This is a genomic window from Lysinibacillus sp. NPDC097214, from assembly GCF_050277945.1.
Classification (GTDB): domain Bacteria; phylum Bacillota; class Bacilli; order Bacillales_A; family Planococcaceae; genus Lysinibacillus; species Lysinibacillus xylanilyticus_B.
This window is the reverse complement of the sequence record NZ_JBNNSS010000008.1, coordinates 70696-92370: the sequence shown is the minus strand read 5'-3', so window position 1 is coordinate 92370 and position 21675 is coordinate 70696. Positions and strand designations below refer to the sequence as shown.

Annotated in this window: 20 protein-coding genes; 12 read left to right on the top strand and 8 right to left on the bottom strand. The window is 35.7% G+C overall.

Annotated elements, in window-relative coordinates; all coding sequences use genetic code 11:
- Positions 1-8: 8 nt before the first annotated feature.
- The 3 genes from ACQKMI_RS17945 to ACQKMI_RS17935 form a co-directional block, all read right to left on the bottom strand.
- A complete protein-coding gene (locus tag ACQKMI_RS17945; RefSeq protein WP_427491150.1) occupies positions 9-770 on the bottom strand; it encodes an amino acid ABC transporter permease in 762 nt (253 codons plus the stop codon).
- A gap of 307 nt (positions 771-1077) precedes the next feature.
- Complete coding sequence (locus ACQKMI_RS17940; RefSeq protein WP_427491148.1) at positions 1078-1947, bottom strand: transporter substrate-binding domain-containing protein; 870 nt, start codon at positions 1945-1947, stop codon at positions 1078-1080.
- A 13-nt stretch (positions 1948-1960) separates the two neighbouring features.
- A complete protein-coding gene (locus ACQKMI_RS17935; protein WP_427491146.1) occupies positions 1961-3148 on the bottom strand; it encodes an acyl-CoA dehydrogenase family protein in 1188 nt (395 codons plus the stop codon).
- 270 nt (positions 3149-3418) lie between these two features.
- Between ACQKMI_RS17935 and ACQKMI_RS17930 the strand changes: the two genes are divergently transcribed.
- Positions 3419-4165: a hypothetical protein gene (locus tag ACQKMI_RS17930; protein WP_427491144.1), complete on the top strand. Its 747-nt coding sequence runs from the start codon at positions 3419-3421 to the stop codon at positions 4163-4165.
- A 100-nt stretch (positions 4166-4265) separates the two neighbouring features.
- Here the strand turns inward: ACQKMI_RS17930 and ACQKMI_RS17925 are convergent, their stop codons facing one another.
- On the bottom strand, positions 4266-4640 hold the full coding sequence (locus tag ACQKMI_RS17925) for a VOC family protein (RefSeq protein WP_427491142.1): 375 nt from the start codon (positions 4638-4640) through the stop codon (positions 4266-4268).
- A gap of 444 nt (positions 4641-5084) precedes the next feature.
- On the opposite strand from ACQKMI_RS17925, the gene ACQKMI_RS17920 reads away from it, so the two are divergent.
- Positions 5085-7034 (top strand): methyl-accepting chemotaxis protein, encoded by a 1950-nt coding sequence (locus tag ACQKMI_RS17920; protein ID WP_427491140.1) that lies wholly within the window; start codon positions 5085-5087, stop codon positions 7032-7034.
- Between the two features lie 60 nt (positions 7035-7094).
- Here the strand turns inward: ACQKMI_RS17920 and ACQKMI_RS17915 are convergent, their stop codons facing one another.
- Positions 7095-7514 (bottom strand): VOC family protein, encoded by a 420-nt coding sequence (locus ACQKMI_RS17915; RefSeq protein ID WP_427491138.1) that lies wholly within the window; start codon positions 7512-7514, stop codon positions 7095-7097.
- Positions 7515-7825: 311 nt separating this feature from the next.
- On the opposite strand from ACQKMI_RS17915, the gene guaC reads away from it, so the two are divergent.
- A complete protein-coding gene (gene guaC / locus ACQKMI_RS17910; protein ID WP_427415321.1) occupies positions 7826-8809 on the top strand; it encodes a GMP reductase in 984 nt (327 codons plus the stop codon).
- Positions 8810-9108: 299 nt separating this feature from the next.
- Here guaC and ACQKMI_RS17905 read toward each other — a convergent pair whose 3' ends face one another.
- Positions 9109-9333, bottom strand: a complete 225-nt coding sequence (locus ACQKMI_RS17905; protein ID WP_323648481.1) for a phosphate-starvation-inducible protein PsiE — start codon at positions 9331-9333, stop codon at positions 9109-9111.
- Between the two features lie 237 nt (positions 9334-9570).
- On the opposite strand from ACQKMI_RS17905, the gene psiE reads away from it, so the two are divergent.
- From psiE to ACQKMI_RS17890, 3 genes are all read left to right on the top strand, one after another.
- On the top strand, positions 9571-10026 hold the full coding sequence (gene psiE / locus ACQKMI_RS17900) for a phosphate-starvation-inducible protein PsiE (RefSeq protein ID WP_427491136.1): 456 nt from the start codon (positions 9571-9573) through the stop codon (positions 10024-10026).
- Between the two features lie 638 nt (positions 10027-10664).
- Positions 10665-11675, top strand: a complete 1011-nt coding sequence (locus ACQKMI_RS17895) for an HAAS signaling domain-containing protein (RefSeq protein ID WP_427491134.1) — start codon at positions 10665-10667, stop codon at positions 11673-11675.
- A 175-nt stretch (positions 11676-11850) separates the two neighbouring features.
- On the top strand, positions 11851-12987 hold the full coding sequence (locus ACQKMI_RS17890) for a SpoIIE family protein phosphatase (protein WP_427491132.1): 1137 nt from the start codon (positions 11851-11853) through the stop codon (positions 12985-12987).
- A gap of 70 nt (positions 12988-13057) precedes the next feature.
- Here ACQKMI_RS17890 and ACQKMI_RS17885 read toward each other — a convergent pair whose 3' ends face one another.
- Both ACQKMI_RS17885 and ACQKMI_RS17880 read right to left on the bottom strand, forming a co-directional pair.
- Positions 13058-13897 carry a CheR family methyltransferase gene (locus ACQKMI_RS17885; protein WP_427491130.1) on the bottom strand — a complete coding sequence of 280 codons (840 nt, stop codon included), beginning with the start codon at positions 13895-13897 and terminating at the stop codon, positions 13058-13060.
- 4 nt (positions 13898-13901) lie between these two features.
- Positions 13902-16643: an ATP-binding protein gene (locus ACQKMI_RS17880; RefSeq protein WP_427491128.1), complete on the bottom strand. Its 2742-nt coding sequence runs from the start codon at positions 16641-16643 to the stop codon at positions 13902-13904.
- Between the two features lie 279 nt (positions 16644-16922).
- Here ACQKMI_RS17880 and ACQKMI_RS17875 point away from each other — a divergent pair, with 279 nt between their 5' ends.
- From ACQKMI_RS17875 to ACQKMI_RS17850, 6 genes are all read left to right on the top strand, one after another.
- A complete protein-coding gene (locus tag ACQKMI_RS17875; RefSeq protein WP_427491126.1) occupies positions 16923-18113 on the top strand; it encodes a M14 family metallopeptidase in 1191 nt (396 codons plus the stop codon).
- Between the two features lie 395 nt (positions 18114-18508).
- Complete coding sequence (locus ACQKMI_RS17870) at positions 18509-18838, top strand: PadR family transcriptional regulator (RefSeq protein ID WP_053482886.1); 330 nt, start codon at positions 18509-18511, stop codon at positions 18836-18838.
- The gene (locus tag ACQKMI_RS17865) at positions 18835-19242 is read left to right on the top strand and encodes a permease prefix domain 1-containing protein (RefSeq protein WP_427491124.1); all 408 of its coding nucleotides are present in this window, start codon (positions 18835-18837) and stop codon (positions 19240-19242) included. Before ACQKMI_RS17870 ends, ACQKMI_RS17865 begins: the two co-directional genes overlap by 4 nt.
- A 3-nt stretch (positions 19243-19245) precedes the next feature.
- The gene (locus ACQKMI_RS17860) at positions 19246-19905 is read left to right on the top strand and encodes a hypothetical protein (RefSeq protein WP_427491122.1); all 660 of its coding nucleotides are present in this window, start codon (positions 19246-19248) and stop codon (positions 19903-19905) included.
- A 38-nt stretch (positions 19906-19943) separates the two neighbouring features.
- Positions 19944-20981, top strand: coding sequence for an alpha/beta hydrolase (locus ACQKMI_RS17855; protein WP_427491120.1), 1038 nt, complete (start codon positions 19944-19946; stop codon positions 20979-20981).
- A gap of 211 nt (positions 20982-21192) precedes the next feature.
- Positions 21193-21606 (top strand): MarR family transcriptional regulator, encoded by a 414-nt coding sequence (locus tag ACQKMI_RS17850; RefSeq protein WP_427491118.1) that lies wholly within the window; start codon positions 21193-21195, stop codon positions 21604-21606.
- Positions 21607-21675 lie beyond the last annotated feature (69 nt).

Sequence of the window (21675 nt, the reverse complement as noted above, 5' to 3'; positions counted from 1 at the left end):
ACGCCTCCTTACGTTGTCTCTAATGTCTTTTTCCCCTTACCAAAAAACTTTTCTAGCATAGCAAAGAATTTTTCGATAATAATCGACAGCACCCAATAAACAATAGCCAAAGCAATATATATTTCTAATGCATGTGCATTGATGTTACTTGCAATAATTAAATTTGCCTTTCCGACAATATCAATTAAGCCGATTGTATAAGCGAGCGCGCCTTCTTGTAATAACGCAATCATTCCATTCCCAAAGTTCGGTAAAGCGATAACGAGTGCCTGCGGGAAAATAATACGGCGATAGGTTTGGAATGGCGTTAATCCCACACTAACAGCCGCTTCGAATTGCCCTTTATCAATGGCTAAATAGGCAGAACGAATAACTTCTGACATAATCGCTGCAAACTGTAAAGTGAACGTTACGACTACGAAAATGGCCGTTTCGATTGAATGGAGATTTATGCCGAAGTTTTCCGCTAACGCTGGAACACCATAATATACGAGGAATAATAAGACGATAGATGGTGTACAACGCATAATCGTTGTATATAAGTTTGCTAATCTTCGCAGCAATTTTATTGAGCTTAACTTGGCAGCCGCTAATAGTAAGCCAAATATTGTGCCTAGTACAATGGAAGATCCCGCGACTAGGAAGGTAACTTTTAAAAACGGCAATAATACAGGAATTGAGTTCCAAATGTATGATGCATCAAAATACTTCTCCATTTCCTCACCAACCTTTATATAAATGTACAAGTAACAGGTGTATTGATTAGCCATTTTATTCACTAAAATCAATTAGAAGACGCTGATTTCCGTTACAGGCTACTTGCTTTCCCGCGGGAGTCAAGTAGCCCTTCACTACAATCAGCTATATATGCTCATATATAAGGTAAAATATCAACAAATAATCCTTTTATCACCGAACAATTAGCCAACATATTTCCCTAATCAACATACTTGATACAATAATTCTCTTTGTATGAATAAAGACTGCTGAGTATACTGACTCAACAGCCTTTTATTTGGTAGTAGCTAGTAACACTTTCTCTTCAAAGAAGCATCTCCTTTGATCAACTACCGCCTATTAGCGCTTCACAGTTTCTAACACTTCAAATAAATCTCGACCGTAAAACTTAGTGCTTAATTCATTTGTTTTCTTCTGCTCTTTAATTTTTGCTATAGCCTTATCATAAGCATCTGCAAATTCTTGTTCCTTTTTATTGAATAACGGCCATGTTTTAATAACTGCAAACTCGTTATAAACTACGTCATCCTTTAAATTATGATAAGGCCCATCATCTGCTAAAACTTGTTGTTTAAAAGGACCTTCAATCATCACACCACCATCGACACGTTTTTCATTTACCCATTGCACAACATCGACAGTGAACGCATCTCCAGCCTGTAATTTCACTTGTTTGTCTGGGTTGGCCTTATTAAATTCATCAATAATTGTGTATTGAGCATTATTCGCAGCAATTGGTGCTAATGAATAACCTTTTTTCGCAAAGTCAGCTAATGTTTTTATACCTTCATCCTCTTTACGTAATACTAAACCTGCACTACTTAAGCCTAAAAATTCTTTAGGGAAAATAAACTTTTCCGTACGTTCTTGCGTAAAGAAGGCATTTTTTATTCCTACTTGATATTTCCCTTGCTCAACACCAATTAGTAAATCATCACTAGTCGTGCCTACAAATTCAAACTTATAGTCAGGTAACTGTTCATCCACTAGCTTCATGACTTCCACATCGTAGCCGGTTGGATTTCCGTTATCATCTAGATAACTAATTGGCTTAGACGCCTGATCAAATGCAACCTTCACTGTACGTACTTTCCCGCCATCCTCTGAGTCTTTATCTGAAGCTTCACCTGAATTACAGCCTGTTAAAATAGCAAGTGAAGCCAACCCGATTGCTGCCAATTGGAAAATCTTTTTCTTTTGTTTAAACATATGTCATTTCCCCTTATTCTCCATTGTTTTGTAATTGATGTTCAGTCGATTTTTGTTGTTCAATTGCGGTACTCGCTAATTTAATAATTGTCATATCATCCATCGGCGGGTTATGAAGTCCTGCACGAACATTTCGATAATAACGCTGTAATGGATTGGTTAATTGTAGGCTTTTGGCTCCTACTACACGCATTGCCTTATCGACGATTTCAATCGCCAAATTTGTTACCGTATGCTTAGCAACTGCCATTTCATTTGCCAAAAGCTCACGTCTAGCTGGGTCATCATAAGCTTCGGCAACCCCATACAGTACAAAGCGCGCTTGATATAGCTTCAATTCAACATCACCTAGAAGCTGCTGCACATTTGGTAATGTACTAATTGGAGCATTTAAACTATTAGGTTGATAATGATTTGCAAAATGCAGTGCATAATCGCGGGCTGCCTGCGCAATCCCTAAGTATGTCGCTGGGATATGTAGAATCCAACCATTTATCTTGCCACCACTTGGGTGACTTGGTAACTCTACTAAATGATTTGAAGGGACTATTACATCTTTTAACACTAGGTCATGACTGCTTGTGCCTCGCATTGCAGACATTTCCCAGTTTTCTTCAATTGAAAGCCCTTGGGCATCTTTATGAATAAGGAAGTAACCAATTTGATTTTTCTCCTCAATCCAAGCTGATGTTAAGAAGTAATCTAGTACCGGAGAGGCTGTCGTAAAGATTTTACGTCCATTTAAGAGCCAACCTGCCTCTTTTGAAATAGCATTTGTTCCAGGTTGCCCTCCACGTGTTGGACTACCAGTTGCCGCTTCACTCGCAGCCCTATTTATAAATGCACCGTTCTTTATTTCCTGAGCAAATGAACTTAGTAAATCGTCTGTCCATAGTTTTTTCTCATATAGTTCACCTACAACACCTAATGTCCATCCTAGTGAGAGTGAAGCATTCTCGTCGTAGCTTGCTAACGTTTCTTGAACGAGTACCATATCATAGACTGATAATCCTTCACCGCCATATTCTTTCGGTAAAGTTAGTTTTGGATAACCAATTTGCAGAAGTAGTTTATGTGCTTCGAATGGAAAACGAGATTGTTCATCTACTTCTTTAGCATCAGCCTTGATTGACTCAGAAATAGATGCCAGCTGATCGAGCCAATACTGTTGTTGCTTTGTTTTAACAAATAAATTCTTCAAGAAAATCTCCTTCTTCCCAAAATGTATAAAACATATATATTTACTAAGAATTAATGTTGTAAAAAATCTCTAACTACGTTTTGTAGCAAGAGAATGGGTGGTACTGAATTTTCTGATTCGTTGACACTTATGATACTTTTCGCATTTAAAAATGTCAATGGGTTAATTATAAGTTTTTTTATAAGTTTTATACCCATTACGAACACGTCTTCTTTTTTTCACCAAGCCATGTTTACAACATATGCTAACACTATAGAAAGAGGTGCATGTATGACTAATAATATGAATCCACCCTTAAATAATATGCCTATGTCGCCTATGACCCCTCAGGTTATTCAGACGAAATTTGGGGATATTAATGGAGATGGCTTACTTGAAACTGTTCTTTTGATGGGGAATAAAACGCCAGATAGTCCTTTGTGGAAAAACCTAACGCTTGCGATTTTTTACGGACAGACACATCAATTCGAAAAAATAATGCTAAAACAAAGCGTCGGCTACAACCCAACTATATTTTTAGGTGACTTTACCGGGAATCATCTAGAAGATATTTTAACTATTTCTGACACAGGGGGTAGTGGTGGTATTATCAACGGTGAAATATTTGCCTCCGTAAACGGGAAAATACGCTCAATTTTTGATGCAGAAACGTTTAATAATAAGCTAAAGTACACTGTTAATTATCAAAATCAATATAAAGTAGCCGTGCGTAGCATGAATCCAAAAAAACAATATATCATCGATTTACAATACAAAGGTCCAGATTATTTAGCAGAAATTTATAATCAAGACGGTACACTAAAGCAGCCTATTCAAGGATGGGTTGATCCAATCAGCGGATTGTATCCAGTGGACTATGAACGTGATGGCATCTATGAAATTTTAGCGTATCAGGCTATAGCAGGCCGATTTCATGCCGATGGATTAGGTTATGTAGAAAATATTTTGAAATGGGATGGCCATGAATTTAACGTTGACCGTCAAACTGTAGGGATTTTTGGAGAAGATTTAAAATAAGTTACCATGTACTTATATAGGGAAAAAAGCAAAAATCTGTCCGATTTCCGCAATCAAAATTGGACAGATTCAAACTTGCTCTTTCTAGGTCGGATAAGGTTTATTTTTCTACTAATGCAAAATAATTATTTTCATGATCAGCAAAATTAAAAACCCTACCCATTGGCATCATTACTAAATCTCCTACTTTAACGCCCTTTGCTTGAAAATCTTGATATAGATCTTCTATATGATCAGCATAAAACATAATAGAAGGTGTCCCTAAATTTAAGTCAGGCTGCATTTTTGAAATGATTTCTTTATTGTGTAGAACAAAGGTAGTTTGAACTTCTTTAGTAGGAGCAATTTCAATCCAACGTACTCCTCCCTCTTCTTGGTCAGCAACTACAACAAATCCAACTTTTTCTGTCCAAAACTTCACGGCAGTATCTTGATCATTTACATACAACATTACTTGTCCAATTTGTCGAATCATGAAACAATTCCCTCCTCTTTTGAGCATTAGTATACATCAAAAAGGAGCTTTATATGTCATCTAGCGGTTATCGTTTTTAGGAGAATTTCGAAGTATTAATTGATGATATCTACTATATAGTGAACAGTTATTGCAAAGTACTTAACTTTTAATTTATTTTTGGTAAAATGAGCCTAGCCGTCTATTGTTTACATAGAAAGGTAAAAGGTATAGATCTATCACCATAAAATAGGGTTGATCGATTATCCGATGAGCTCTTAGAGCAATAGATGTTTTTTTGTGCGAAAGCGAAGCGACAGCAACAACGTGTTTTGTCTGTGCGAAAGCGAAGCGACAGCAACAACTATAACAACAGGAGATTGATCACTAAGGCATTATTACATACTCAATATTCGGTGATAAAACAAAGTTTATAATACTAATATCATAGTGAGGATAATTCAAGTGAAACAACTAAGTTTAAGGAAAAAGCTCATTTTTTCGTTTTTAGCAATACTTCTCATCCCAACACTGTTAATTGGAATTGTGTCTTACCAAAGTGCTGAAAAGCAAATTTCAAAAGAACAACAAGCAAGTGCAACCGAAAGTGTGCGCATGCTTAATACGAATATTACTAACACGATTGAGCCAAAAGTGAAAGACGTTCAATATTTTTCAAACAAGCTTAATCAATCTTATTTACAAGAAGGTAAAGTTACAGAACTTACATCTCTTTTCCACGAATACATGAACGTGCATCCAGAGGTGGAGCTAATTTATATCGGAACCGCTGATGGGAGACTACTGGATGAGCCTGCTCAAAAATACCCTAGTGGGTTTGATCCTCGTAAAAGACCTTGGTATATGCAAGCTGTAGATAACAAAAACCAAGTATCTATTACGGCCCCCTACGTTACACAGACTACAGGTGATATCGTTCTTACGATTACTCAGGCTTTACCAGACGGCTCAGGGGTAATAGGGCTAGATGTCAATATATCTAGATTAAGTACCATCACGAATGATATACGCATTGGAGAAACTGGCTTTGCTTCACTTTTAGATAGTAATAAAATTTATATTGCCGAACCAAATAAAGAAAGTGGTGCTGAAGCAACAGAAAGCTATATTACTAAAATCTATGAACAAGATAGTGGTACTGTTATAGAAAAAGATCGTCAACTTCAATTTGTTACAAATAAGCTAACAGGCTGGAAAGTCGTTGGTACCATGTTTTCAGCCGAGGCTGCAAATGCTGCTGCTTCGACCTTTAATATCAACTTAATAATTATTGCTATTTCTATTATTGTTGGCATTATTTTTATGCTTTTCATGATAAAATCAATCGTTAATCCGATCAATCGACTTAAACAAAGCGCTATCAAAATTAGCGAGGGCGATTTAACAGCTTTTATTGACATTCATTCGAAAGACGAGATTGGACAGCTTGGGGAAGCCTTTATCGCCATGAAGGTTAACTTAAAAAAGCTTATTCGTAACGTTGATCAAAGCTCCCAACATGTACAAACTTCAGCGCATAACTTATCTGCGAATGCCGAACAAAATATAGCTGCTTCTGAGCAAGTTACTGAAGCTATGCAGCAGGTTGCTATCAGTACAGAAAAACAAACAACTAGTATTGACCAAAATGCTGTTTCTATTGAGGAAATCGCAAAAGGAGTCGTCGAGATCGCTGACAGCTCTATGCAGGTTTCAGACTTATCGAGCCGTGCTATACAATTGGCCGATGAAGGCGGACAAGCAGTAGAACAAACTGTTAATCAAATGGTCTCGATTCATGAATCTGTGACACAATCGGATACGATGATTAAATCACTCTATGATCGAACAAAAGAAATTGGTTCTATTTTAGAAATTATTAGCGCTATTTCAGAGCAAACAAATCTGCTTGCCCTTAATGCTGCTATTGAGGCAGCGCGAGCTGGAGAACACGGGAAAGGCTTTGCGGTAGTCGCCGATGAAGTGCGAAAGTTAGCGGAGCAATCCCATCAATCAGCAGAGCAGATTTCTACACTAATCACTGGCATCCAACAAGATACGGCTAAGTCTGTTCAAACAATGATGAATACTTCAGCGGATGTCCAGGATGGTTTACAGCTAACAGAAGATGCAAGTAAAAAATTCGCAAGTATCATTAAGCGTCTACACGAAATTGCTCCGAAAATGGAGGATATATCTGCATCTGCTCAGGAGATGTCAGCAGTAGTCGAAGAAGTCTCTGCAACAGCTATAGAACTATCAGATCATGCTAAATTAAATGCAGCAGCGTCAGAGGAAGTTGCCGCTTCTACTGAACAAACGTTGTCTTCAATGCAGGAAATGGCTGTAGCCTCAAAAGCACTTCTCGATATGGCTGATGAATTACAAAGCTATGTGAATCGTTTTAAATACTAAAAAGAAAAGCACGATGTTGATGGAGGCTTTCCAAAAACATCGTGCTTTTTAATAGTGACTTTATTTATTTTCCTCATGACTAAATTGCCATTCAACACCAAATTTATCAGTAAGGGAGCCATAACATTTACTCCAAAACGTTTCTTGTAACTCCATCTTAACCTCGCCACCATCTTTAAGGCCATCAAAAGCTTTTCGCATCTGAGCCTCATCGTCTGAGACAACGGCTAACGTTACATTGTTTCCAACTGTGAATGGGTGTCCTGGAAATGTATCTGAGAACATTACAGTGCTACCAAAAATCGAAAGTCGCGTATGCATGACAAGATCTTTTGCTTCCTCTGGTAATGGATAACTTGGATTCTGTGGTGAATCTCCAAATGTCATAATTTCAGGCTTGCTCGTATTAAAAGCTTTCTCATAAAAAGATACAGCCTCTCGACAATTTCCATTAAAAATTAAATAAACCTCTACTGCCATTTCCAACACTCCCTTTGTCATTTTCGAAACAATTCTATTTTACATGGTTAACAAATAATAATACAAATCTTAGATGAACCAATCAAAAAATTGCTTTTCTTCTTTTGAAAAAAGATAAACTTAAACCTCCTTCCCATTCTAAAGAAAAAAGGATATATCTTTATATTCCGCGTAATTCCTGTTCTTTCCTGCCAATTTTTTATTGATTTAGATAAAAGCTTTGACATTTACTCGAAAATAATGTAAATTACCAAATGACGAACGATTTAAATTAAAACTTAAAAAATATTCGTATTTTAGGAGTGTTTATAATGGATAACGTATTTGACTATGAGGATATTCAATTAATTCCCGCAAAATGTATTGTAGAAAGTCGCTCAGAATGTGATACTTCTGTTACTTTAGGCGGTCATACATTCAAACTTCCTGTTGTACCAGCAAACATGCAAACAATTATCGATGAAAGTCTTGCTGTGAAGCTTGCTGAAAACGGTTACTTTTATATCATGCACCGTTTTAATCCAGAGACACGTATCGATTTCATCAAAAATATGCAAGCTCGTGGATTAATCGCATCAATTAGTGTTGGTGTAAAAGATGAGGAATATTCTTTTATAGAAGAATTAGCAGCAGCTAATTTAGTGCCTGATTTTATGACAATCGATATTGCGCATGGTCATTCAAACGCTGTCATTCGTATGATTCAGCATATTAAAAAACATCTACCAACTAGCTTTGTGATTGCTGGTAATGTAGGTACACCTGAAGCAGTACGTGAACTTGAAAACGCTGGTGCAGATGCAACAAAAGTTGGTATTGGACCAGGTAAAGTATGTATTACTAAAATCAAAACTGGTTTTGGTACAGGTGGTTGGCAGCTAGCTGCACTACGCTGGTGTGCGAAAGCTGCAACGAAGCCAATTATCGCTGATGGTGGTATTCGTACACATGGTGATATTGCAAAATCGGTTCGCTTTGGTGCTTCAATGGTGATGGTTGGATCATTATTTGCAGGTCATGAAGAGTCACCTGGTGAAACAATCGAAATCGACGGTAAAACTGTGAAGGAATACTTCGGATCTGCTTCTGAATTCCAAAAAGGCGAACGTAAAAATGTTGAAGGTAAAAAGATGTTTGTTGAACATAAAGGCAGTATCAAAGATACTTTAATTGAAATGCAGCAAGATCTTCAATCATCTATTTCCTATGCAGGTGGCAATAAACTAGATGCCATTCGAAATGTAGATTATGTAATTGTGAAAAACTCTATTTTTAATGGAGATAAAGTATACTAACAACAAAAGGAACCCAAACAAGAATGGCACAAATTCTTGTTTGGGTTTTTCTTTGGATTGCGTTTTTCTATTCTGTAGGAGCTTTATATAGGGCTGTGCTGAGCAATTATGCTGGTTCTTAGTTAGCCTCTCAGCCGATTTGTTTTTCGGGTTACCTGATCAAGGTAGGCTCTTACCTGATCACTTCTTCTGGCTACCCGAACGTTCTCGGTTCTTGACTGAGCAATCCTTTTATTGAAAACGCACCTTTTCAGCAAAAGAAAAAATGCTACCGATTACGTGTAGCATTTTTCTTAAAATTATAGTTTGTTAATAACAGCGTGGATCGTTTCTTTTAATTCTGCATCGTAATCAGAAAGGTCTACAAGGTTTGCTACACGCTCACGTAATACTGGACGTTCAATTACAAGCTTTTCATCAAGTACTTGTACTAGTAACTCGATAATAAGACGGTCACGTACGTTTAATGCTTCCTCTAAACGCTCTGGTGTAATTTTTGCATCTGCTTTTGCTGCTTTAGCCATTTTAAAAACCCCTTTTAAATTTTATATTCATGCACATCTATTTTAGCATACAGCTAAATTATTTTGAAAACTTTCTTTCATGAATATATACCAAAACTTTACAAATAAACACATATACATTTACGATAAAATGTTATATTCAAATCATAAAATGATGACACTCAACCATATGATTATGTATTCTCTATTTAGTTTTTCATATTCACTTAGGACGTTTTACAAGATTGGAGGAATTCTGTGAACCAAAAGCACTCGACTTACTTACAATTAATAAAAGCTGTACCGAAATCTTTACAATTGTTTCTAAATGTTTGCCTTGTACTTTTAGCGCTCATCTTATCCTTCCTACTTTGCAAAGAACTCATTCAATTTCTTAAAATTTTATTATTCACCAACGATGGCGGAGACTATAAGCTTTTCCTCGCTAACATTCTTATTTTCTTTTTGTATTTTGAATTTATCACGATGATTATTAAATATTTTAAAGAGAATTATCATTTTCCACTAAGGTACTTTATATATATAGGGATTACGGCCATGATTCGATTAATTATCGTAGAGCATGACCATCCCATTAATACCTTAATTTATTCACTTATTATTTTAATATTAATTATTAGCTATTTTATTATTAACATTACGCCATTGGAACGACCTGTACGCTCATCACTCATTATGAAAAAAGAACAATAGCTTTATTACAGTAAGCAAAACATCTGAACCTTAGAAAAACGAGCCATTTATTCGTTGGCGGCATTTTCTTTTTCACGAAGGAAATCAACTACAAATTAGGTCGACTCCTCTCATTGGTATGAAGGTTCATTTCAAAATCACGGAGTCGCATTTTGTTGGCTGTAAACTACCCTTCCTGATGTAAAATCTTCTTCCTTCAATAATTTTTCAACGAACCTCATATGCATCCCCATCCTACACTATTTTTATTATAAAGCACGCTCTTTCATCATTTTCTTTACATTAATTTCAGCTCTTGATAATAACATATATTACCACGTGCAAATAATACTGTCTGATGACTACATTAAAAGTCCACGGCGGAACATTAATGCTTGTTGTTTTAAGATAACTACATAAACCGTTTAGTACCTATCCCCTTTTTCAACGTCTCGAGCAAGTCGGAATACTAATGAACTGCGTACACTATTCTCATTGCCTCGTCGATTCTGGCATTAGGAAGTGATTACAAGAAGTTGAGATACAGCCAAATGTAAAACTCAGAAATATGATGAGTTGGGTACATATAGCTCAGCTCGAAAAGGAATGTACAGCTATGGATTTTGGACAGCATGAATTATTGAAGGGAGACGGAAAGAATGAATCTGATTGATGCATATATTCATGAAGTAACTAAAAGGATTCACAAAGATAAACGTGATGAAACCAGTCTAGAGTTAAAATCTACTATTGAAAATATGTTACCTGAAGATTATTCAGAATCAGATATAAAGGAAGTGCTTAAAAATCTAGGAAGTCCTGTAGAAGTTGCAGCAAGCTATCAAAACACACCACGATTATTAATCGGTCCAAAAGTGTTTGACACTTATATTAGAACAATAAAATTAGTTATTCCTTGGGCAATAATTATTACAGTTATTGTACAGATGATAGAAAGTATTGTGCTTTATAGTGGAGAAGGTGGTGCTCTTCTGTCTGCTATTATTAATACTATTTCTATAACTATCGCTCATATTATTTCCGTAATCATCTACGTACTATTCTGGATTACAGTTACTTTCATTGTCATAGAACGATCCGGAGGAAATAATATTCGAATACCCCTTATAAAGGACCATCCAGAATGGACACCTGATGATTTAGCTAAAGTTAAAATAATTCCTAAGGAAAAAACGATTTCACTTCATGATAATATTTTTAGTTTCTTAGGTATTGCTATCTTCTCCTTTGTCTATTTCAATGCTCATCACCTTATAGGAATCTATACTTCTCACAATAAAGTTGGCTTTAAATTTGTTATGCCTATATTCAATCAGGATGTCTTACTCTCCTTTGCACCGATTATTTTAATTTGTATCGTTTTAAGTGTAGCGTTAACATTATGGAAATTGAAGGCTGGCCAATGGACACTGTTAATTGCCGTAGCTAATGCTCTTCTTCAATGTACAGGAATTATTGTTTTTATTCTCATGGCTATTCACCCTGATCTCATACACAGTCCCGCTATACCTTATATCGCTGCGATTACGGAAACGACCTCTGCTAAGATTTTGTTTGCTATAGATCGAATATTATTCGTCAGCATTGCTATCGCCATCATCGCAAATGCATTTGATATTTATAGTGGCTTTAAAAAGGCTAGAATTTAAAAATAAAATACGTTTTGGGGCTGACTTTTTCTTGTTGGCCCTACATTTATTTAAAAACTCCCTCCATCGATCAAAATACCGTTATTCTCTATTGTTTTGTATAATAGAGTTAGTAGTTATTAAATACATTCATAAATAATCTGCACTAATTCAGACAGAATAAGGGGAAATAATTATGACCATTCTTCTTGTAGATGACAATCAAGTTAATCTATTTGTAATTGAAAAAATATTAAAAAATGCAGGTTATGATAACTGTGTTTCTCTAACATCTGCCTATGAGCTTTTTGATTATTTACAGTTAGGTGCACCAAATCCAACAGGAAATTCAGCGGATTTAATTTTATTAGATATTATGATGCCTGAAATAGACGGTATTGAAGCTTGCAAACGTATTAAGCAAGATGAACGATTAAAGGATATTCAAATTATCTTTGTCACCGCTCTAGAAGATAAAAACACGCTTGCGGAAGCACTTGATATCGGTGGAGTAGATTATATTACGAAGCCCATTAATAAAACCGAGCTTCTTGCTAGAATTCGGGTTGCTTTACGATTGAAAGCAGAATTAGATTGGCATACTCAACAAGAAAAGAAAATACAATACGAATTAGATTTAGCTACACATGTACAAAGAAGCCTTTTGAGCACTCCTTTAAACGAGACGAACATTCAGATAGAGGTCTCTTATCTTCCTTCTTCTAATTTAGCAGGGGATATGTATTATTGGCATAAAATAAATGATCACCGATACGCCTGCATTTTGCTCGATATGATGGGACATGGTATCTCTGCAGCACTTGTTTGTATGTTTATCTCCTCTGTCCTAAGAGAAGCTGTTAAACAATTAGAAGATCCCGAATTAGTGATAAAAGAGTTAAACCGTTATATGACCCTTTTGCGAAATGGTAAAGACGACAATCTTTTTTATTTCACAGCTATTTATTTAGTGATAGATACAGAACAAAAAACAATTGAATATGTGAACGCTGGTCATCCTTCTGGCTATGCTCTAGTTGATGGAAAAACGCTCGTACATTTAAATCGAGGAAGCTGTGCAGTCGGCTTTTTTGATGAGATTGACGTGCAAAAGCAATTCATTCAATACAATAAGGACGTGCAAATTATTTTATATACGGACGGTGTGTTGGAGGCAATGGGACCATGTGAAATGGAATCCGAGAAGCATATACAAACGTTAATATCTACGAAATGGGATCATTCTCGACGTCTGATTGACCATGTACTGCCTAAGGAAAAACAAGGGAATCAACCAGATGATATGTGTGCATTAATGATACAGGCACATTAAACTACATAAAAAGTGGCTGTTGCCTAAGTCTCTACTGCGGAGAAACTTAGGCAACAGCCCGTTTTTCATCTTACTTTATCTTCTGATATATTTTTTCATTGCCTACTATTTCTTTATATTTTGAAATAATATCTTCAAATCGTAGTGCCTCTTTATCTCCTAAGCATAAAAACCCAGTATCACTTAGGCTTTCGGAAAACAATTGATGAACCTGTTTTTGTAACTCCGGTGAAAAATAAATTAATACATTTCGACACATAATGACATGAAATTCATTAAACGATTGATCTGTTACTAAATTATGCTGTGCAAATATAATGTTTTTTAACAGTGACGGATGGAAATAAGCATATTGATAATCTGTTTTATAGTATTCGGAAAAAGCATGTCTTCCGCCTGCAAGCATATAGTTTTTCGTATATGTCTGCATTTTGTTAATCGGGAATGCTCCTTTTTTTGCCGTTTCCAATACTTGTTCGTTCATATCCGTAGCGTAAATAACTGCTTGATCCATTAACCCTTCTTCCTGTAGTAAAATAGCCATGGAGTATACTTCCTCACCCGTGGAACATCCTGCATGCCATATCCGAATTTCAGGGTGATCTCTTAAAGAAGGTACAACCTCTTCGCGAAAAGCCTTAAAAAAACTAGGGTTACGGAACATTTCAGTAACAGTTATAGAAAAATCATTCAATAGTTGCTCCAAAAACTCATTCTCGTGTATTACTTTTTCAAGTACACGAGAATGAGTTGGGATATTACTCATCTTCATCCTATTATAAATTCTTCGCGATATAGAAGAACGATTATATTGTCGAAAATCAAATCCTGATAAACGATAAATAGCCTCAAGTAATAAATCAATTTCTAAATCTGTATGCATTTTTTGCTGCAAAGGCAATGGGTCCATCTTATTAACTCCCTTTAGAAACTAGCCATACTCTTAAAACGGATACTAATTGATCTAAATTTAATGGCTTACTTATATAATCTGAAGCACCGGCCTCTAATGTTTTATCCCGATCATTTTTCATAGCCTTCGCTGTTAAAGCAATAATCGGTAAATCTGTAATCTTCATTTGTTTGCGTATAATCGACATCGTTTCATAGCCATCCAAATTTGGCATCATAATATCCATCAGAATAAGGTCAATTTCATCATTAGCTTGCATAATCTCTAAACACTCTATCCCATCTTTGGCAACTAAAATATTCATACCTCGTTTTTCGAGTGCATTTTTTAATGCATAAATATTACGGTAATCATCGTCTACAATTAAAATATTTTTCCCTTGAAAAACTTCTACCTCTTGTTGAGAGAAATCCTGAGTGTCCAATAGCTGTTCTTCCATTAGCACTTCTAATTCATTGGTAGCCCCTACTTCATGAATAGCAAGTTCAAGACGTTTTTGCTCTTCGATGCCATTTGGCAAGCTTGGGATTGTTAGTGTGAATGTACTACCTTGCCCTTCACTACTTTGTAAAGAAATCCAGCCGCCAAGTAATCTCGCAAGCTCTTTACAAATGGACAAGCCAAGACCTGTTCCACCGTATTTACGTATCGTTGCCCCATCAGCCTGTTGGAATGATTCGAAAATAAGCTGATGCTTGTCATTCGGAATCCCTATACCTGTATCGGAAACTGTGATTTCTAACCAGTCAGCACTCACATCCTGCATATTATTTGTTAACTGTTCTTCACTAAGCTGGTTAATATCAAGATGAACTGAGCCTTGCTTTGTAAATTTAAAAGCATTTGATAATAAATTTTTCAATATTTGCTGGAATCTTTGTTCGTCAGTATAGAAAATATCGACTACATTTTCGTCTTTCGAAATATAGAATTGTAGATTTTTTTTCATTGCAACAGGCGCAAAAGTTTGCTCGATTTGTACAGGAACCTCACTCATATTCATTTCATCAAAATTAATATCAAGCTTGCCTGCCTCAACTTTTGATAAATCTAAAATATCATTAATTAGTGCCAGCAGATCTTCACCTGAAGAATGGATAACCTTTGCAAATTCCGCTTCCTCTTCTGATAATGCATTTTGGCTATTTTCAGCTAACATTTCCGATAAAATTAAAATGCTATTCAGTGGCGTTCGTAATTCATGTGACATATTGGCTAAAAACTCAGATTTATAATTTGAATTTAGTAACAGCTGTTCCGCACTTTCCTCTAATTCTTTTTTAGCTTGTTCTAATTCTCTCGACTTTAACTCGGCCTCTTTTGTTCTTTCTTCCAATTGTTCATTAATCATTGTCAGTTCCTCTGTTTGCAGCTGCAATTCTTCTGATTGTGCCTGAAGCTCTTCAGATTGCACCTGTAATTCCTCTGTCAAAGCTCTTGATTCATTCAATAAACGGACAATTTCCATTCGCCCTAGGACACTATTGATCGTTAATCCAAAAGTATCGATAACTTGCTTCACTAATTCCTGCTGCAGCTTATTAAAGCTAGTTATTGTAGCTAATTCAACAACAGCGATTACGTCATTTTCAAATATAATAGGGACGATAAAAATACCTTTTGGCGGTATTTTCCCTAAACCAGTGCCGATTAAACGGAAATCTTCTGGAATATCATTATAAATTAAAACCTTTTTTTCTAGAGCACATTGTCCAATTAAGCCTTGCCCCAGTTTAAAGCTCTCCATTCCAACGTTATCCGTTGCGCCCGCAAAAGCAGCTTTTTTTACAAACTGTATTTGATTATCAGTAATTTCACGAACATAAAATGCGCCAAGGGAAGATTGCGTTTTTTGCGCTATTTCTGAAAGGAAGGTTTCAGCTAATTTGGTTATGGCAGAAATACCTTGATATTTTGTGACAATTTCTGCGATATTCAACTGTAGCCATTCTCTTCTCTCAAGTGCATCCAACAACTCATTTGTAGCAGTTGCAAGAGCATTGATTTCATCATTTGTTCTAACACGAATTCTTCCTTTTTGACCGCTCTTGGAAGCAGTGATTTCTCGGATCGTTCGTGTAACCTCCGTTAATGTTTTTACGATTGAACGAGAAATACTACTTGCAATGATAATCGCAACAACTGAAATAAATACAAGTATGCCAAGCAGTGTAAGTGTTACTATACTATTTTTTCTGTCCAACTCGTTTACTTTGGCTTGCATAGTTGCAATTACCTCTGATCGGAGCGATTCGAACTGATCTCGTACCGTTTCCATGTCTTTACGGCCTATATCTACTTTATAGAGTTTCCATAACGCTTCAGTATTGTTTTCTTTTTTTAACGTAATAGAAGGTTCGCCTGATGTTGTAATCCAATGCTCTATCGTCGTCTTTATCTCGTTTAACTTCTCTTGTTGTGTTGGATTTTTTTCTAAAAGCTGATATAGTTCATTAAAATCGGATTTCCAATTTTCACTAGTTTCGTTATAAAGCTCTAAATAACTTGATTCACCTGTAATAACAAAGCCCCGCTGGCCCAATTCCATATCTAAAAAGGACTTTTCAATGTGATTGGTTAGAGCTTGTATATTGGAGTCTTTCTTGATAATATAATTTCTTTCGTTTTGTAGAGAGGAAATTTGTTGATATAAGATGATCACTGATGCAAGTAAACAAAGTATGATAACAATATAGCCTAACGTGATTTTAGTTCGTATACCTATCTTTAATTTATTTAACATTCGCTTTCCTACCTTTACCTGACATAAACTCTATTATCTAGTATCATTGTACATTAAAAAGTGATACAGTTTCTTCCTCTTAGGCTACGAGAACAATCTCTTTGCGAGGAATACTTAACAAAGTTCACATTAAAAGGGTTCATCACCAAAAGTTTCGGATGACTTTGTTAAAACGTTAGTGATGAGCCATTAAAAGTTAATAAGTCCCATATTTTTTCATATATATATTATATTGGCCTTTATTTCCGAGGCATAATTGATAGTAGGGAGAGAACAATTGTGGACATTTTCGTAAGACCTGGGGATTCTCTTTGGCATTTTAGTGAAGTGTTTAAAATACCTCTTCAACTAATTATAGATTCGAATCGAACTATTAAACCTCAATTTTTACGGGTTGGACAACGCATTCGAATTCCGGGGTTTGTGACAGTCAATTATCAAATAAAGCAAGGAGATACGTTTTGGCAAATAGCCCAAAGCAGAAATCTCCCACTAGTAGCCATTTTACTTGTCAATCCTAGTTTAAATCCAAATCAATTACAAATTGACCAAACCATTCGCATTCCTCAACGAATCACATGGAGGCTCATCAATGGGAAACAAAATTATACTTACACGACCATGATGAACGATATCAAAAAACTACTCGATGTTTACCCGTTTCTACAAAGCTCTACCATTGGACATTCTGTTTTGCAGCATGAAATTCCAGAGCTTCTCATCGGGAACGGAGCTAAGCGTGTCCATTATAACGGCTCCTTTCATGCAAATGAATGGATTACAACTCCGATTATTTTAACATTTATAAACGACTACCTACTCTCTCTTACCAATCAAAATACAATTCGCGGTTTATCCCTACTCCCACTTTACCAGCAAACAATTCTTTCTATCGTTCCGATGGTCAATCCCGATGGTGTTGATTTAGTATTACAAGGACCACCTAATGACGAAGCATTAAGAAATCAGCTTATTACTTGGAATAACGGCAGCACCGATTTCTCTGGTTGGAAGGCAAATATACATGGTGTCGATTTGAACGACCAGTTTCCTGCAAAATGGGAGCTTGAAAGTGCACGAAATCTGAAAACACCTGGACCAAGAGACTTTGGAGGCCAACAACCTTTGTCCGAGCCCGAGGCCATTGCTATGGCTGATTTAACAAGGAGGCGCGATTTTGCCCGAGTTCTTGCGTTTCATACACAAGGTAAAGTCATTTATTGGGGGTTTGAAAATCTCGAACCACCCGAGTCAGATATCCTTGTTAATGAGTTTAGCCGGGTTAGTGGCTACGAGCCTATCAATTCAGCAGGCAGTTATGCGGGCTATAAAGATTGGTTTATCCAGGATTGGCGTAGACCTGGCTTTACCGTTGAGTTGGGTAGTGGTACAAATCCACTTCCACTTAGCCAGTTCGAGGACATCTATGAAGAGACATTAGGTATATTTCTTGCCGCATTGTATATGTAATAGAATCGTTCACATGAAAGGTTTTTCGTCATAATTCAATTCTAAATATATATCTCCAATCCCCTTTTACTTCTGAAGTGAATGGGGATTTTTTAACCTCTGATTGATTGCTTCTTGATAGTTCATCACCAATGGTCGTGGATGACTTTTGTAAAAACATCTACTATATACATAAGTTGATCTTCGTTACGGCTGGGCGACTCCTTGGGGATTAGCGGCTCATCGGATGCCCCCAGGAAAGCGCCCAGCCGGAACGGAAATCAACCACACGTTTTGATGAGGATCCTTCTTAGCAGGAATATGGACGTTTTTGGAAAAATTACTTTGACAGGTAGAGTAATGTTTGCTAATATTACTCTGACAGGTAGAGCAATAAAAAAATAAGTAGGTGACTTATGGTTCGAAGTGACATCATCCGCGGACACTTGGATTCCATTATTTTAAGGCTAATTTTAGAGAAAGATCGTTATGGCTATGAAATTTCTCAGGAAATAAGTATTCGCACAAATAATCGTTTTCAAATTAAAGAAGCAACTTTATACGCAGTTTTTCAACGCCTTGAGAAAAAGGAAATTATTGAAGCCTATTATGGTGATGTTTCACACGGAGGCAAAAGAAAGTATTACCGTATTACCCCATTAGGTAAGGCTTATTTAAATGAGCTAGTAAAAGAGTGGTCGGAAGTAAAAGAAATTATCGACTTATTTATGGAGGGCTTAGAATGAAAAAAATAAAAAACCATATTGATGAGCTTTTTAAAGACATTCCTCGTAATAAAGAAACCGAGATGGTTAAACAAGAAATCATTCAAAATCTTGAAGAAAAAGTATTTTATTTGATGGATCAAGGGAAAGAACAAGAGGATGCCATTAACAAAGCCATTGTAGAGTTTGGAGATATTGAAGATTTAAAAAAGGAATTAGGTGTGAAGGAGCCCAAAAAGAAAAACATGGCTAAATTAAATTTAGAATTCTCTATATGGGGTAGTGGCTTAATTATTGCATTTTTTATTTTTATTAATCTTTACTATACGCCACATACAATTTGGGCAATCTATCCGATCTTCGCAATATTATGGTGGCCATTATCTATGTACTTCGTTTGGTCACGTAAGAAATGGAGTGAATAAAACATGAAGAACTTAATTAGCTTTTCAATTGTTGGTAGTTTAATGACAATGATTTTTTTAGGAATCGTCAATTATACGACATCACCTCAGGAAATTTGGTTTATTTACCCGTGCTTACTAGTTTTACTATGGCCCATTACTTTATTTTTCATGTCTAAAAGAATGTATAAACAATATTCTCTTGTTTGTAGCGCCATGATTATTGCTTTTCTTATCATTGAAAATTATTTATACTCACCCGATTATATATGGTTCATATATGCGGTTTATCCAATCATCTGGTGGCCAATTCTTATGTATTTAGAGGAAAAGGCAAAAACATTAAAAATTGCACTGATAGGCTGTGCAAGTACCATCATTTATTACTCCTTATTAAATATCATTTTATCCCATCCATACCCTTGGGCGATCTATCCAGCATTTTTAGTCATTTGGTGGCCCTTAGCTTTATACCACGCACAAAGAAAAACGTTTGTAGCATTTTCTGTTACCGCTACAGTTCTTATCAGCATCTTTTTTATTACAGTAAATATTGTCTCTTCACCTGGGGTAATATGGGCGATTTATCCGATCTTTGTAGTCCTATGGTGGCCCCTTAGCATGTACTTTTACGTTTATAAAAGAAAAATGTACAATTCAACAACTCTTCCTAAAAGAGTCTAAAAATTTCGATTATATTTCATGTTCGTAGGGAGAATTAGATGAAAAAGATAATGAAATTTATAAAATATACTGTACTAATTACAATCGTATTACTCATAACAGCGCTTTTATTCCCTACATGGACTTCCCATATTAAAGGTAATAACAGTGTAAGTACATTAGAGCAAGTAAAGATAAATGGAAGTAATCATGAAGTTATGATACGTGGCAAAGATAAGGATAATCCCGTTATTATTTTTGTCCATGGAGGGCCTGGATGTTCAGAAATTCCGTATGCCAGTAAGTATCAAAACTTATTGGAAAACAATTTTACGGTCGTGAATTACGACCAAAGAGCAAGCGGAAAATCATATCATTTTTTTGAGGATTATTCTAATCTTTCGTCAGACTTACTCGTAGATGACTTATTGGCCTTGACGGATTATATAGCAGATCATCTTGGCAAAGAAAAAGTAATATTAATTGGCCATTCTTATGGTACGTATATTGCAACTCAAGCTGCCTCTAAAGCTCCTGAAAAATATACAGCATATGTTGGAATTGGACAGATGAGTGATATAGTAGGAAGCGAAATTGACGGTTTGAACTACGTTATTCAGCAAGCAGAAAAAGCTGGCAATACAGATGATGTTCAATATTTACAAGAGTTAACTGAACAAATTAAAAATGGTGAGCTGGTTACTCCACGGAATTATGTTGCAAAATATGGTGGATCTTCGAGACTTATTGATAACCCTGATGGGAATATCATAAATATGTTATTCAGTCGTGAGTATAACTTATTAGATGTGATTCGTTACAACTATGGGCTATCCTATTCTCAAAAAACTCTAATTGAGGAATTAACGAAAAACCAAAACCCATTACCTACTAAAGTAAAAAAACTTGAATTACCATTCTATTTTGTTATGGGTAAATATGATTATAACACTTCATCTAATGCAGCAAAAAAATACTTTGATATGATTGAAGCCGATAAAAAAGAATTTATTGCCTTTGAACAATCCGCTCATTATCCACAATTTGAAGAGAAGGAAAAATTTTATGAATGGATGTGCGATACTTTTATAAAATAAATGCAATTGTGGTAATAAAGGTTGATTATATTAATGATATTAACTAGATGATTGGCTCACCACCATAACGTGTGGTTGATTTCCGTTAATTTGACTGGATTCAAGATTATGAAATTAACATCGATATAGTCAATAGCAACGTTTGCTGTAGCCCATATTATTTATTTACTATATAATTTAACCATTAAATATTTTAACGGGCTGTGATACTATGTCAAAAAAAGAGCAATTGCACAATGTGGAAGCGATTATGAGAGAAATGCTTGAAATACAACAGAAATCTAAAATATTTGTAAATCTCTTATCTGAGGGAGAAACATTGTCGCAAAACCAACTGATCCTCCTACTTCAGCTAAAGAGTAATGATGGTATGAAGGCGACTGAAATTGCTGAGTTCTTTAGTGTGACACCAGGAGCCGTTACATCAATGTGCGATAAACTTGAGAAATTAGAATTTGTAGAACGGATTAGAGAGCAAGAAGATCGTCGTGTTGTAAAAATGGTGTTAACTAAAAGCGGTGAATTAAAGGTTCAAGATTTATTTTTAAAGTTTCCACAGGAAAAACTGATAGACATGGCAAAAATATTGCGTGAAGTTAATCAGTTAATGAATAAAATTTTTTAGGATTTCATAAAATTGAAATCCTTTTTTTATTGTCCAGAAAATACATAAAAAGCTCCTGGCAATTTTTTT